The organism is Acidovorax sp. KPB24-07, from assembly GCF_057543315.1.
In genome coordinates this window covers 1-522 of sequence record NZ_BAAJYS010000972.1, presented here as the reverse complement: position 1 = coordinate 522, position 522 = coordinate 1, and the positions used below count along the sequence as shown (strand labels likewise).

Sequence of the window (522 nt, the reverse complement as noted above, 5' to 3'; positions counted from 1 at the left end):
GGCCTATCCGCAGATCGTGCCGCGCCTGGCGTTCTACGGCCTGGATGCCGCGGCCGTGCTGGGCGCCTTCGACACCCGGGTGCGCGTGGTGCCCGAGGCGGCGCGCGTGCCCTCGGTGTGCAAGGATGCGGACGACCAGAAGTTCATCGACCTGGCCGTGGCGCACCGCGCCATCCTGCTGTCCAAGGACAAGGCGGTGGTCTGCATGCGCAAGCGCCTGCTGGCACAGGACGCGCATGTGGCGACCGTGCTGGTGCTGGAGCCTGCGGCGTGCGCCGCATGAGGCCGCGCAGGCCACGGGCCGTGCGCGCGGCGCTCGGCGGCACCCCTCACGCCTCGAACTGAAAGCCCTCGGCCGGGTGCAGGGCCCAGCGGCCCTCGCCCAGCAGCTGCAGCACGTGCGTGTGGTGTGCCAGCACCGCCGGCCGGTGGGCGATGCTGATGATGGAGGCGCCGCTGGCGCGCAGCCGCTCGTACAGCGCCGCTTCGTTGGCACCGTCCAGCGCGCTGGTGGCTTCGTCC

2 pseudogenes are annotated in these 522 nt (G+C 73.2%); one reads left to right on the top strand and one right to left on the bottom strand.

Annotated elements, in window-relative coordinates:
- A pseudogene (locus AC27IQ_RS26980) lies at positions 1–283 on the top strand (PIN domain nuclease); the annotation flags it as partial.
- A gap of 46 nt (positions 284–329) precedes the next feature.
- Here AC27IQ_RS26980 and AC27IQ_RS26975 read toward each other — a convergent pair.
- Positions 330–522: pseudogene (locus AC27IQ_RS26975) on the bottom strand (ABC transporter ATP-binding protein); the annotation flags it as partial.